13 protein-coding genes are annotated in these 14,269 nt (G+C 34.5%); 9 read left to right on the forward strand and 4 right to left on the reverse strand.

The features are described 5' to 3' along the window. Positions 1-135 precede the first annotated feature (135 nt). The 8 genes from cbsA to WIW52_RS08630 all read left to right on the forward strand — a co-directional run bounded on the left by cbsA (position 136) and on the right by WIW52_RS08630 (position 7,911). Positions 136-1,524: a cytochrome b558/566 subunit A gene (gene cbsA / locus WIW52_RS08595; protein ID WP_337709915.1), complete on the forward strand. Its 1,389-nt coding sequence runs from the start codon at positions 136-138 to the stop codon at positions 1,522-1,524. Positions 1,525-1,590: 66 nt separating this feature from the next. Then, positions 1,591-2,445, forward strand: a complete 855-nt coding sequence (locus WIW52_RS08600) for a cytochrome b558/566 subunit B (RefSeq protein WP_337709917.1) — start codon at positions 1,591-1,593, stop codon at positions 2,443-2,445. Positions 2,446-2,451: 6 nt separating this feature from the next. Continuing rightward, positions 2,452-3,417 carry a Rieske iron-sulfur protein SoxL2 gene (locus WIW52_RS08605; RefSeq protein ID WP_443295641.1) on the forward strand — a complete coding sequence of 322 codons (966 nt, stop codon included), beginning with the start codon at positions 2,452-2,454 and terminating at the stop codon, positions 3,415-3,417. A gap of 11 nt (positions 3,418-3,428) precedes the next feature. Beyond that, positions 3,429-5,057: a proton pump complex cytochrome B SoxC gene (gene soxC / locus WIW52_RS08610; RefSeq protein WP_337709919.1), complete on the forward strand. Its 1,629-nt coding sequence runs from the start codon at positions 3,429-3,431 to the stop codon at positions 5,055-5,057. A gap of 5 nt (positions 5,058-5,062) precedes the next feature. Continuing rightward, entirely contained in the window at positions 5,063-5,353 is a 291-nt protein-coding gene (locus WIW52_RS08615; protein ID WP_337709920.1) for an antibiotic biosynthesis monooxygenase family protein, read from the forward strand. Positions 5,354-6,079: 726 nt separating this feature from the next. Then, entirely contained in the window at positions 6,080-6,631 is a 552-nt protein-coding gene (locus WIW52_RS08620) for a hypothetical protein (RefSeq protein WP_337709921.1), read from the forward strand. A 396-nt stretch (positions 6,632-7,027) separates the two neighbouring features. Next, positions 7,028-7,222: a hypothetical protein gene (locus tag WIW52_RS08625; RefSeq protein ID WP_337709923.1), complete on the forward strand. Its 195-nt coding sequence runs from the start codon at positions 7,028-7,030 to the stop codon at positions 7,220-7,222. Beyond that, positions 7,213-7,911 carry an MFS transporter gene (locus WIW52_RS08630; protein ID WP_337709924.1) on the forward strand — a complete coding sequence of 233 codons (699 nt, stop codon included), beginning with the start codon at positions 7,213-7,215 and terminating at the stop codon, positions 7,909-7,911. The genes WIW52_RS08625 and WIW52_RS08630 overlap by 10 nt, the downstream gene beginning before the upstream one ends. Positions 7,912-8,027: 116 nt before the next feature. On the opposite strand, the gene WIW52_RS08635 is transcribed toward WIW52_RS08630, so the two are convergent. The 4 genes from WIW52_RS08635 to WIW52_RS08650 form a co-directional block, all read right to left on the reverse strand. Then, positions 8,028-9,038 (reverse strand): hypothetical protein, encoded by a 1,011-nt coding sequence (locus WIW52_RS08635; protein ID WP_337709925.1) that lies wholly within the window; start codon positions 9,036-9,038, stop codon positions 8,028-8,030. A gap of 406 nt (positions 9,039-9,444) precedes the next feature. Beyond that, the gene (locus tag WIW52_RS08640; RefSeq protein ID WP_337709926.1) at positions 9,445-9,651 is read right to left on the reverse strand and encodes a hypothetical protein; all 207 of its coding nucleotides are present in this window, start codon (positions 9,649-9,651) and stop codon (positions 9,445-9,447) included. Between the two features lie 576 nt (positions 9,652-10,227). Further along, positions 10,228-10,758: a zinc ribbon domain-containing protein gene (locus WIW52_RS08645; protein ID WP_337709927.1), complete on the reverse strand. Its 531-nt coding sequence runs from the start codon at positions 10,756-10,758 to the stop codon at positions 10,228-10,230. 6 nt (positions 10,759-10,764) lie between these two features. Further along, positions 10,765-12,033 carry a glycosyltransferase gene (locus tag WIW52_RS08650; RefSeq protein WP_337709928.1) on the reverse strand — a complete coding sequence of 423 codons (1,269 nt, stop codon included), beginning with the start codon at positions 12,031-12,033 and terminating at the stop codon, positions 10,765-10,767. A 482-nt stretch (positions 12,034-12,515) separates the two neighbouring features. On the opposite strand from WIW52_RS08650, the gene WIW52_RS08655 reads away from it, so the two are divergent. Beyond that, a partial coding sequence (locus tag WIW52_RS08655; RefSeq protein ID WP_337709929.1) for a hypothetical protein occupies positions 12,516-14,269 on the forward strand: 1,754 nt, incomplete at its 3' end.

A 14,269-nucleotide genomic window follows, 5' to 3' on the forward strand; every position in this document is an offset into this window, starting at 1 on the left:
CATTTTTGTAAAAATTTCTTTTTCTTTACATTCACATCTCACTAAGTCGAACATTCGTACTGCATATTAGAACGCTTGATCAGATCATGAGTCCAACGTTTAATACTTTTGATTTCAGCCTTGCAAGATATAATTATGAAGGGAAGAAAATTCGTACTATATTTAGTCCCCGCAGTAGTATTTCTTACTTCTTTGTATCTATCAATATTCAGTGTAACTATCCCAATAGCACAGACGTCTTCTCAAATAACAGTGTATAGAGTTACTGGGACTGGTGATCTCTCTAACCCCGGAACTGCGAGCTACTGGAACCAAATACCTTGGGAAAACATATCATTAACGGCTAATATTCCTAATGCTCCTACGTCAGGCCTTACACATTATATTTTAGTGAAGTCCGCATGGAATGGTACGTGGATTTTCGTGCTCGTTAAGTGGTATGCCCCAGAGCCTGCATTCGGTGCGTGGTCTGCATCTTTGGCCGGTGTATATCCATACGCTTCAGGCCCTGGCGTTAATGATATAATAGAATTGACACCTGGAACAAAATATGCCTTAGAGTCCAATTACACGAATTATGTTTCAATTATTAACGGAAAAGAGGAGACTGGAAGAATTGTGTTTAACCTTTCTGGGGTACTTTTACCAGCCCCTAATGGCACACAGATCTCAGTATTATCAAATGGGACTATACTATACTATGGCTCCCTTAGAGGTATAGAGGATTTATTATATACTTATGGCATGTTTTATGGATATTATACAAATTCTTCATGTTATTACCCTGATAGAGTTGCCATGATGTGGTATTTGGGGAATAACGTTCCGACTAAGGATGGTATGAACTTAGGAGGAGAGCAACCAGGAGAGGTTTTCGACGGGTTCACATTTAAGAATGCTGGCGGGTCATTAGTACAACAAGGTGGAGCTGCAAATATATGGATGTGGGTATCTGGCGCCACATGGAATAATTCTACTTATGATCCGGCATTTAAGGCTAACATATGGGAGAATTTAACGTTTCTTAATGGTACTGGAATTCCTTACACTGATCAAGGGGATCACGGATTTGCTGTACCATTATATACTAACAATACAAACTTATATGAAGTAGATACTGGCGGAATCTGGTATACTCCGGTCACAAGCAATAGTGCAGAGGTAAACGGTTCCCTATTCTTCATTTGGACCGGTGCTAAATACCAAAGCGGCTACTGGTGTGTGGAGTTCGCAAGACCTATGGCCGTACCCAGCGGATATATGCCTTGGATGGTTAATATTACAACAGATAAAACTTATTATGTAGCGTTTGCGGTATGGCAGGGTAAGTTAGGAGAGACACTATTCGATAAGTCGATAACTCCCAGCTTCCTGCAACTAACGTTAGTGAACTCACCACCTACCTCAACAACTTCCAGTGCAGCGCCGAGTCTGCTATCTTCCCCATCAGCAATAGTCACAATAGTAGGTACGATAATCGCAGTACTTGCGGTTATAGTCATTTACGTGGTGTTTAGGAAATGATAGATAATAAACTCAAGTCCAACGTTTATTTATACCTTATTTTTACTTGGTATAATTTTTCTTTCAATGTATCAATTCATTACTCCGATTTCTTACTTACCCATCACAATCCCATTCGAGGAGTTTATGTTTAAACTGGGTCTATTGGGCATTTATCTTTCCACTATTTCGTTAGGAATACTCACTTTATTATCGAAAGAAAAGCTAGCTCAAGCAATAGGTCTGGTCTTGGTTCTCTCCCTTTTCTTGTCATTAATCCCTAACTACAACGTATCCCTATGGTGGGATTTCTTAGAAATCTTCGTCTTCGTCGGTGGTTCAGCACTGGGTATCGAGTACCTCTACAGAAGTAAGAGGTGGCTATTAATCCCTGTCCTAGCTGTAGTTGAGTTCGGTGAGATAGAAGGGATAAGTGAAGACTTTTTCCACACCTTTATTGATACCAGCTTCTTAACGTTACTAGCACTCTTAGTGATCTCTGGTTTTTCATTGCTCTTTTATAAATGGAGACCTAAACGCCTACTGATATCTCTGGCGGTAGGAGTACCAGGGTTGTTGCTATATTTGCCTCTTTACTTCTTAGTCCTTAAAAACAGGTTTATGGAGATTATTTTCGCTATGGTATTCCCAGCTGTTTATGGAATAAGCCTAAACAACCCCGATAACATTCCTGCAATGGTATTGCTCTATGCCCTAGCGATGTTCTTGTCTTTAGCTCTAGGATATTACGTGGATCTGTATACTGGCTTAGGTTTTTACATGATAGTTACCACGGTCTTTCTAGGGATTACTGGGTTCCATCTATTATTGTATATGGTGTTCCCGTTGATCGGCTTCTACTTTATGAATGTTAAGGGTGAAATCAGTCCAACGATTAAAGATTATATCGTGTCGATAAGAAGATATAATTTAAAGAGGTGAAGTGACATTCCCCTTAAATTCAGGCTCGGAAAGGAAGTTAAAGGCGGGCTTTCCTATGCTGACTATTTGTATCTCAAGAAAATAGCACGAGCTTTCAGGATACACAAATTCGATGAGAAGGAATTCGCCAAAAAGGGAGAAGATTATCTCTTTAACTTCATAGACAAGAATGTAGGGCCCGTTGACGAGAAAAGAAGGAGATTTTTACAAGGGATTTTAATTGGGGTTTCTGCTGCGGTAGTTGCCGGAATAATTCCAGGGCTAAGAGTCCTGGTTCCACCCGTTCAGTCTGTCTCAGGATTTCCCAAAACACTAATAGTTGACTCTTCAGGAAATCCGATAAAGGCATCATCAATACCCGTTAATAGTCCAATAATAATGCTCTTCTCATATCCTCTCCAGAACGAGATAAACTTCCTTTTAAACTTGGGGGATAAGAATGGTAATCCAGTTGAAGTTCCACCAACTACAGTTTTAGTACCTCAAACCGGGGATAAATACCAGTTCCCAGGTGGGGTAGGTCCTAATAAGTCGATTGTAGCATATAGTGCGATTTGCCAGCATTTAGGCTGTGAGCCTCCATATATACATTTCTATCCTCCTAAATACGTCAACATATCTCAAGTAAATGCACCGGAGCCTAATACTTTAACAGTTGAGGCAGTTCAAGCTGCACAGAAGGAGAATTTACCTGCAATTATTCACTGCGATTGTCACGGCTCTACTTTTGATCCATACCACGGTGCTGCTGTACTAACTGGCCCAACTGTGAGACCCCTGCCAGCTGTAATTTTGGAATGGGATAGTTCAACAGACTATTTGTACGCCGTAGGTTACGTTGGTGTGCCTGTATATCCTGCAGGAAGTAATGGAGTTCCGTCTAATGATCCCTCAACTGATCTTGATGAGTCACAATTCGGTTCTTCAGTAGGTGATAAGACTAGTATAAGTGAATCTAATCCGTTCTCATGAGGTGAGGGTTTGTGTTCGAACGTGTGAGAAATTGGTTTAAAGAAAGAATAAATATGGATGATCTCCCTTTTTTTAGAACTCCAGACTATATGTATCACGTAGGGGACTGGTTAGGAGCTCTCGTAGCGGGAGCGTTTTTCTACACTGTAATCTCAGGATTAATACTTTTACTCTATTACAACCCTGAAGCCGGTTATCAAGCAACTCAAACAGTTATCAACCAAGTACCTTATGGCTCAGTTGTTCTTTACAGTCATTTGTACGGAGCTTATGCCATGATTATACTAGCTTATGTTCACATGTTCAGAAATTACTTCGTTGGAGCTTATAAGAAGCCTAGAGAGTTGGTTTGGATTTTAGGAGTATTGATGTTATCTTTAACGTTGGGGACATCCTTCCTAGGTTATAGCCTTATAGGTGATGTACTAGCTACCAGTGCAGTAGATGTTGGAGCAGGTATTCTCTCTGGAATCGGCTTAGGCTCACTTGTTCCTATATTCTTCGGGAACTATTCCGCTGGTGATTATAGCAGAGTCTTAGCACTCCACATAATCCTAGTTGCATTAATCGGTCTACTCTTTGTAGTTCACTTCTTCCTAGCAGATATTCAATACGGAATGATGCCGTCAAGAAAAGTAAAAGACAAAGCTCCAGCTGTGTACCCAAAGGCTCAATGGTCAAAGTTTAACCCGTGGTGGCCCAGAAACTTCATATATATGATGTCGTTAGTATTTATGACTTGGGGATTTATACTAATTATACCGGACTTACTGGTTTACGTAAACGGATTACCACAGATAGCAAATCCCTTCCTAAATCCTAAGCCTGCTCCACCGCCTAACAGTCCAGCAGCTGCTTCAGTGACCACTTATCCACCATGGTTCTTCCTATTTATGTACAAGATAGCAGACTTCCCGGCTTCGTTAACAATAGACATAGTAATAGGAGTGTTTATTCCATTGATATACTTGCTAATAGTTCCCTTTATAGATAGAAGCGATGAATTACATCCGCTTAAGAGAAAGTTATTTACTTGGATAGGTGTGGTAATGATGGTATTTCTGATACAGACTAGCCTATGGGGGGACTTAGCTCCCGGAGTGCCGGTAACGTGGAACGAGGTATTCGAAGCTTACCTACCACCAGCTGTTATCAGTGCTGTTGGGATATTACTGATTCCATCCAATCCGAGGTTGAACTCTAAAGCACTGGCTAATCCTTTCACAATGCTGGGGTTCGTGGCGATTACATTACTCTTCGTGGGTTCGATCTTTGAAGTTATGTCCTCACCAAGTGTAGCGGACGTAATACTGGTGGGACTATTTGGCTCCATGTTCGTGACATTAGGAAAGATGTTAAGCCCCTACGTAGCAAGGACTGAGAGCGGGTCGGTAGAGAAGGCGTCATTATCTGCTGATGAATCTAGATTAGCCGTGAAGAAGAACTTGGCCCAAGTAATAATGTTGATCCTCTTGGTAATCGCAATAATTATAGCTGCGGATATGTGGAGTATACCGGCTACTGGCTATTACTCTAACTTATTTGGCGTGGATCTAGGATTGCTATTCTTAATAGCGGGTGAGGAGTTCTCGCTGTACCATTACGTAGTTTATAAAAAGCCCGTAGAACCGGAGGAGTGAGAAAAATGATTAACGTAGGTTTTTATTATAAAGTTAAAAGCGGTCACGAGAAAGAGTTCGAAGAGACGTTTAAGCATGTTAATGAGTACTTGAAGTCATTCCAAGGTTTCAAAGGTGCTAGGCTTTACAAGAGTGTTGATAATCCTTCCGAATACCTGATATACAGTGAATGGGATAGTCTCGAGGCCTTTAGAAAATTCATAGATAGTCAAGCTTATAGAGAGACTGTAAATTACGGAAAGAGTATAATTGAAGGTAGGCCTCATCACAAGGTCTTCCAAGAAGTAAATAGCTAATTTTTAAAACATTTTTTCAAAAGTTATTCATCTTATGACTCAAGTTATACACTAAAACATTTTAATACCTTTAGTTTAAAACTTCTTTTAATAATTCAATTTAATATCGTGAGTTCATGAATAATTTGAAATTGTTTTTAATAATAATGATAAACTCTTTAGATTTCTCACGCTATCTAGTTGAATGATTTTCAATCTTCTAACTAAAAGATTTTACGAAAATTGAAGTTATAAAAAAAGTTTACCTTGAGATAATAATTAAATCTGTGATCTCATTATTTCTTTTGGCTACCAGACTGACCTGATTGGCCTTGACCTTGTGCCTTCTTCTCTTTCTTAGCCATACGGGTCTATTATATTTCTTAATAGACAAGTTATTAAGCTAATCTACCGTTAAACTTGGTAAATGTTTACGCAAAGAATAACATAAATTATAAGATATTGATGTAAATTCTATTCATTAAGAATTAAACATTTGATGAAATATATCCGTTCAATAAATGTAAAATGTTTTCATATCCCTTAAAATTCGAGGTAGGTGTTACCGAATCATCCCTAGCATCTACCTTGTTCTCTAAATAAAGAAACAATTTTGTAAAATCTATATTTATTTTTTTTTTTGATTAGTAGTATTTAGAACCTATCTTTATTAGTCTAATGTCGCTGTATATGTGTTAAATAATTTTTAATGAGAATTTTTAAAAATACACATTAGATAGAAAAAATATGTACGAATGCTGTAACACGACATTTGAAACCTTAAATGAGTTTAAGAAACACATTAAGAGCAGGAGGACACATAGTTTAACTAAGTCGAATGTTATAGACATTAACCTTCCAAGAAGTATTGTTTACTCCATGATTTCAAATAGGGATTTCTTCATGCGAATGTTAAACCTTGCTAGTCTAGATAATAATGATAAGTTTCTCTTACTAATACCTACTAAAAAGGACGTCTTAGGGAGCACCTTTAAAAGATCTCTAGCTGTGAGAGTTGAAGGACCAAAGTCGGATAAAGGTCTTCCTACTTACGTAATTTATGCAGGTAACTTAATTTATAAAATAAGTTTTAAAGTCGATTCTTTAGGTGAGAGTAAGACTAGAGTCTCCCTAATTTCAACCTTTGAAGCAGACATTGGTAGGCTAGGTACTTTATTGCCTAGTGTAATAATTAAGAAATTGGGCATTTTGCCATTACCTGGTAAAATACTCGAAGAGTTTGAAAGAGAAATTAGGATCTTGGATTTACGTGGTTATGGAGTCCCATCAAGTAAGTAGTTACTATAGATTTACTGAAAATGTGAATTTGTGGTGTTTATCATATCGACTAAAACGAAAAGCTAAGGACTTAAGAAAGCCGATAAACTATGATAAGATCCCCTTTGGGATTTAATAAAAAAGTTCAGTAATTAATTTTAGTCCTCGTTACGGTCACAATCATATGAAAAAATTACTGGTTATTTTTATTACCTCAACGTCCTTTTTCCTCAGCTATTTCTCGAGAATTGCGTGGAGCATCGTCTCAGTGTACTCTTCATTAAAGCCTACACCAGTAGAGGATAGTTTAATCTTCTCCCTAATTTTTTCTTGGCTACGTAATAGTACAAGTTCCTACAGGGGTTGCAAGTAATAGATATCCAAGGACTGTTGCCTTAGCTTCTCTAGCAGGACTGAGTGCTGCCTCTCTATTGTTGGGGGGTATCTACTAATATATCTGAAGAGTATGTAGCTAGTATTCTTATGGGATTAAGTGCTGGTTGGATACATCCTACGACGATTAAAGTACTGTCAGCGTCCTTTTCAAGAGGAGAACTACCCGTTGTTATAGGATATTACAGCTTGGCGTGGCCCTTTCTATTGTGTTGTTAGGGCTTATCCTACCTTTCATTAGCCTAAATATCGGATGGAGGTTTGCTTACTACTTGATCGCTTTGGTCTCGTTTTTAATAGCACTGTCCTATTTACCGTTGGACGTAAAAGTTGAGTTTAAGAATAATGGTGGTATACTCACAGTTGTCAGAAACAGAGATGTAATTACTGTAAGTTTTTCCGGCTTTCTCTTCTTCTTGTCGTATTGGATAATAACGTTGTATGCGTATAAGTATTTTCTTGACATAGGGTTGAATGCATATATTGCTGGTTTCGCCTATTCATTGTTAGCCTTTGCTGGAATTCCATCTACAGTGATAGCTGGTTACATAATAAGGAATATAGGAGTTAAGAGTACACTTACTATATTAGAGTGTATTTACGGAATGTTGACTATATCCTTAGCCTACTTCATATCGGAGATTCAAGTAATGATGATCACGACTTTGATGGGGTCTGTCAGATTTGTGATCACTCCTGCCAATTCTAGTGCAGTATCGTTAATAGACGATAAGAACGCAGGAAGCATATCAGGTTTCGCTAACTTTTTCTGGCAAAGTAGTGGGATAGTAGCACCTATAATAGCTTCAATAGTAATTTCAGCTCTTGGATTTCATCTGCTATGGGTAATTTGCGGTATAATAATTCTTATCTCAGCTATCTCATATCACATTCTACTAAGAATATAGTGGAAGGCAGAATTTGAAAACTTAGAATCTCTTTCGAATTGGCAAATCAAGCTTTTAACTTCTATGACTCTGTTATCGTATTAATATAAATGGAGTTTATAAATAACGGTATTAGATCAACGTGCATTTTCTCTTCTTTTTATTATTAAAAAAGTTATTCTCATAGAATATATATAGAATAGAACTATAACTATAGAGAGTGTTAATTCTAAGTATTTAAAAAAGGTAATAGAGGTCAATTGATATAAAAGAAAATCAGAAAATGAGGAGATAGCTAAAGGAAAAATATAAGCCCATACAGCCAGGTTAGGTTTCAAATTTCTTCTAGATATTGCTATTATTAACCCTACTGTTAAATTCCACAGTTCAAATCCGAACAGAATAATACCAAGTGTAATAGATACTTTTTCAGGGAAATATAAGAAGTCTAGGAAATTATAAGAAGGGAAAGTAAGAATATTCATTGCTAAGATACTTGATGCACCCACTGGGATCATTACCACGGAAGGATGTCCTTTAAATGTTAAGTGAGAAACTAGTGCAATTGAACCTAAAAACATAAATTGAAAGAATGCTATTCCAAAACTTATTAACATAATGAAATAAACCACCTTAGTATAGAATAAGGATATGTAAGGAAGATGAGGTGGGAGAAGACGTGCACTAAGTAAAACATTAGCAGAGAGAGCTAAAGAAGGAACTAAAATGGTGTAGTTCAAGTCTTCTTGCCTTAAGGTCCGAGTAAATAATATATACCCGGTGAATACGTTCACCGCGAAGACTTCCGAGTAACCTATAAAATATAGGATTAGCAAGACATAAGCCGTGTTCGCGTTAACTCCTATATAGACCGTAAAAAAGGCACCGATGATGAAAAGGATTACTCCTAGAAATGCTGAAAGTGCTATGCGTGTAAGGTTTTTTAGGTCTTCTTGTATAGATTGTCTGTTCTCGATATAACCCTTAACCCATAGTATTAGGATCGATAAAAAGGCAAAAATAGCAAGAAAGTATATTACTTTCCCTATTTCGAAAAGTAGCACGTTATTAAATAATATTGAGTTCATCCATGAGATAAGAGATAAGGCGAAAATTCCTATCACGAACGGAAACCATTCCAAGCTCACACGCATAGCATAGTGGTCATTATTAGATTATTTAGATTTTACGTAGTTATAAATTAAGCAATAAAGTTAATAGTTTGAAATCCTATTGTTCGGCTTGAAATTTTCCTCTTGTAAATAATTTACTATTATAAAATAAAATTAACTTTTACTTATTAGTTAAATTTTGAACGTTAAAGTTGCCTAAGAAGTAACTTCTAGTTAGATTTAAACCACACTTCACTCTACCAAAGTAATTTCTATAAATATTGAGTAAATTGTTTATTCTAAGATAAAAATTTTTCTCTTCACATTCTTACGGGTTAGTGGTATTAATTTAGACTAATCAATGGATCCAAATCCGGATTTGTATATATCTTTACTAATAAGTTGGAGATTGTATAGTTTACATTATTATATTTTGTTCCGGCTAAACAGAACTCTGGAACTTGGAAATCTGGTACACCGTTACCGTCATAGTTTTTATAACTTCTATTTGTTCGTCCTCTGCAGCAAACGGATAGCTTAAACAAGCGTAAGGTTTAAATGAGTTTATACTACGCATCCAGTCCTTTTGAAACTTACAAGATCTAGGTAATAAGTAAAATCCGTTCTTCCTCTCCAACTTAATTCTCAAATGCCTTTGCATTTCTTCATAATCGTAGTGATATACGGGTACTGGTAAACCGATCTTACAACATTTACCCCACTAGTTCTGCACTCATTCACTAAATTAATTATATTATTCATTGTAATTGGTAGATTATAGAGTAAATATCGAATTTTGCAATAGGCGTGTTGTATCCCTTGAGGAACTTGATGATCTCCTTAAGGCTGTTAACATCGCTTTTTAGAGCTTTTTTAGTAAGGACGTTTATAATATCGGCATTAATTGCTGACTATTTCAGAAAACCAGTTCACAGTAGATCAATTGCTCCCTAATTAGAGCACTAAAATAAATATAATAGCTTATTCGCCTCTTAGCACTTCACAAATAGTTCCCCTGCTCCTAACAGTTCAGTTTAATACTTTTAAAGGTATAATTTAATATTCTCAAAATTTCTCTTTAGTTTTGGCCGGTCTCATAAAAATTAATGTTCTTGATCCAAGCGTAATATATGAAACGGTAGTTTAGTATTTGAAGCTTCACTGCTTAACATAGGTAATATCATGCTAATAATCTTAATTTATACTATGCAAGGGGTTATTCTCTCTAAAGGAATTCATCAAAAAAAATTATTTCTATGTTATAGTTTTTAGCATCATTAATGATTTTATCGTCTACGTTAGGAATTATTGAATTATTTGGTCCGCTCTGGTTTAATAATAGTAGAAATACTAGCCTTATTTTTTCTTTGTTAATCTGGTTATAATCTATTACTTCATTTATTATATCTACTATCTTTTTTTCCTCTTGTACTACATATAGCAGGATTTTACTATTATCTGCTAACTCGATGATATAATCAAACTCCACTTTACCTATTTTACTTTTTCTTCTTGTGGCTACTATATCAGGATGATCACTTATTTTTTCAAGGAGTAGTAATAGATATTTTTGTATCAACCATTCCTTAATTATTTCCTGTTCAGTAGTTAGTGGCCTAGAACATTTTTCACAATAAATGTAATTATGAGGATTTTTATGTCCACAGAATTTACATTTTTTATATCGATAAGTATATCTTAACTTATTTTTTATAGATTTTAATTCTATAGGTAATCTAAGTGGTTCTTCTTCCATTTTATATCACCTAGTTAACCAATCTGTGACGTTTCTATATGTTAACATAGCATATAGTGTCATGGGATATATTATGAATAATCCAATTAAACCTAGAATTACAATGTCGATGAATTTTATTCTTAATTTTTTAATTTCTTCTTTATCTAGCTTCATTAATTCTATTGCAAGGGCAAAATTAAAACCTAACCCTATTAAAAAAATCATTAATGATAGTAAAAAGACAGGAATATTTAGTCCAGTACTTAGCAGAATGCTTTCATCTAATATGTTTACTACTTGCACATTAAGGAATAACGTTTGAATTAGGGCTGCTGTAAAAGATACTGGCGATAACAAGTAAGTTATCTCTTGAAATCTATATCTTCTTGGAGCTTTAAAAAACAATCCAGTTTTTATGTCTTTGATAAGATACAAATAACCACTTCTAGCCCATCTCAGTTGCTGGGTAATAAACTTATACAAAGTAGGCTCTGCGGCAGATCTAGCAATTGCAGTAGATTGATATACTGTTTTGTAACCTTGTTCATTAGCAAAATATGTTAACGCTCTATCATCTGCTAATATTATTTTACTATTTCCCCACGATTCTAATAGTAAGTTTTTTATATTTTTGATAAGAAAGTCTCTTCTATACGCAGCAATTTTTCCGTCTATTACAACCAAGAATCCATTCAACATTTTGCATACTACATCCCTTGCTAGTTCTATTATTTGTCCCATCACGTAGGACACTCTACTGCCAGTGTTAAATAATAGTGGATGTCCTTGTACACCAGCCACTTTAGGATCAGCAAATGGTTTTATAATTTCATCAATTGTATTAGGTTCCATAATGGTGTCACTATCTAATTGGACTATTATATCTCCAGTAGCTACTAGCCATCCCAATGCTAGAGCACCTCTTTTTCCTAATTTTTTACCGTGAGAAATGAGAGATATTCTGATACTTGGGTACTCTTGTTGCAGTTTTTTAATTAATTGTTCCTCTTCTTTTCTACCATCATCACAAACTATTATAATTTCGTCTGGCTTATTATAGATTGCACTTCTTATTGCCTTTTCTAGTATAGATAACTCTTCTTTGTACTCTGGAATTACTACACTGACCTTAACTTGATCCCTACTTAATCCTTCTTTGTAAGGTTTGTATCTTTTAGCTAGAAATCCTCTTATTGTATATCCTATAATAAGAAATATCATTAAATGAAACGGCCAATATATAAATTCATGAGTAAATAGCATATAAACTAGCTCCAATAACTCAAATAGCATTATTGTGCTAATACTAACCGAAATGGATATAAAAATCTTTTTCCTTCATCCTACCTAAAAATAGAAAAACCATCTTTCCAATTCTCTTAGTTATCTTGCTAAATATCTAACTAGTTACCTACTCCTAATACTTTAAACCAGGAAATTACATTAATCTTATAACTTTATTTTAATTATATATATTATACACTATGTTTATTGAACTGACTTAGGCTAATTAGTTATTCTAATTACTAGTAATTTAAGGAAATTATTAATAGTAGATTAATTTAATCAGTCTAAATAGGTTAATGTAAGCTGAACAAATCCATGTATTATTAGCATATTTTTATTCTTAAATATCGAATTTAACACATTCAATAATATCATTCGTAAACAAAAGCTTTATATGTAATTACTTTTATTTTTTCTCCTGACAAATAGTATTAGCTATGAAGCTTTATATATAATTACTTTTAATTGTCTTTTTGAGAAGAAATAGTATGAGCTTTGAAAGATATATTGACATTCTTAGAATAATATTAGTTACTCTTGTTACTTTAACAGTTCTAAATCTTAGTATTATAAATTCACATTCTTCTGATAGCGGGACGACCCCTTCGGTTTCATCAATTTTCCTTTCATCGTGGGCATCCCCTCCGAATACTCAAGGTTGTGGAATAATAAATATAAGAATATTCTTTACGGCTCCATCATTTGAGGCTGAACCCTTTGCCCTTAAGTTAGTTATTTCTTTACCTAAAGGAGTATATAATTCGAGCGGTGGTTCTTACATAATTAATTATTTCCCTATAGCTTATCAAAATTACATATCATATAATTTTAGCGTTACAATAAGCAGTAGTTTTCACTTAGGTTCTAAACTTAATTTTCAAGGCACTTTAATCTGGTTCTTATCCTTGTATAATGGTTCTTTACTACAGCAAGTTACGCCAATAAAATTCAGCTTACCCTATTTAGGTGAAATAGGAGTTAAAGTTATCTCTAATACCTCTTTTATTCATATAGGCTTAAATGATGTTCCTATAACCATAGTGAACGAGGGTAAAAGTCCAATGAAAAACGTACACTTATATGCAGATGGACAAACTGTTTATATACCTATCATTCAATCAGATTACACATTAAACTTACCTATCTTAATTTTACCTGATAATCAATTCCAATATAAGTTACCAATATTCTTAACTTATTATACCCCATACAATACATTAGAACACTACAATACAACATTAAATTTTATAATATTATACAACATGTCGAGCCCACTATTAAAGTATTATAACTTATTGTCATCTAATCCGAATTATCTGGAACCTGGTCCTAATTATCTAATTTTATATCTTAATAATTCCTTAGGAATACCATTTAACTCATCATGGCTATTAATAAGCAAAGACAATAATATAATAAATTCATTTTTCATACAAAATTGGAGTTCAGGTAGAGTGATTAAGATTTTCTTACCTATAAATATAACTAATTTTACCACTAATTTAGTAAGACTAAATCTTATCTTACTAACCAATAATCAAACTACTTATAATCTTAGTAGTTTTAGTATTCCAGTACTGAACACACCTAGATTATCATTTAATATAATATATAAAAATAACATAACTTACTTAGAGATAATAAACAATTTAAACATTACTATAAATAACGTTAACGTTACATTTAAAGATCTATATAACAATCTAGAGTATAATTATACAGTGAGCGAGATTGGTGCGAAGGGCTCGTTTTTGCTTAAATTATATCATACGGTAAATGAAAGCAGAGAATATTTGGTATATGTTAAATTTAGAGCCTATAACTTTACTATTACAGAATGTAGTGGTATAAACATATATACAGCTAATCTTACATATACAGCTAATCTTATATTAACAAATTATAATGTATTTCTCTCTAATAATCCAAACACGCTATACTTATTAATAGGAATAAAAAATATAGGGACAGAACCTGCTCATGACTCATACTTACTTCTATATTCATACAATCCCCCGGGTTACGTATCGCCAATCGCACTTCAACTCGGAACCGTAAAACCGGGAGAAATGGTTTTTGAATCCGTTGAAATTTATATTGGAAATCCACTACCTAAAACGCTCTATATTTGCTTGGAATTAGTGTACAATAATAGTATCAATTTTTATGAACAAAACTATACGTTACAAATACCAATTAATACTTTATATCATCGTTACAATCCCTTTGTATACTATCTTAT

Origin of the sequence: Stygiolobus sp. RP850M, assembly GCF_037389295.1 — an archaeon.
GTDB lineage: Archaea > Thermoproteota > Thermoprotei_A > Sulfolobales > Sulfolobaceae > Stygiolobus.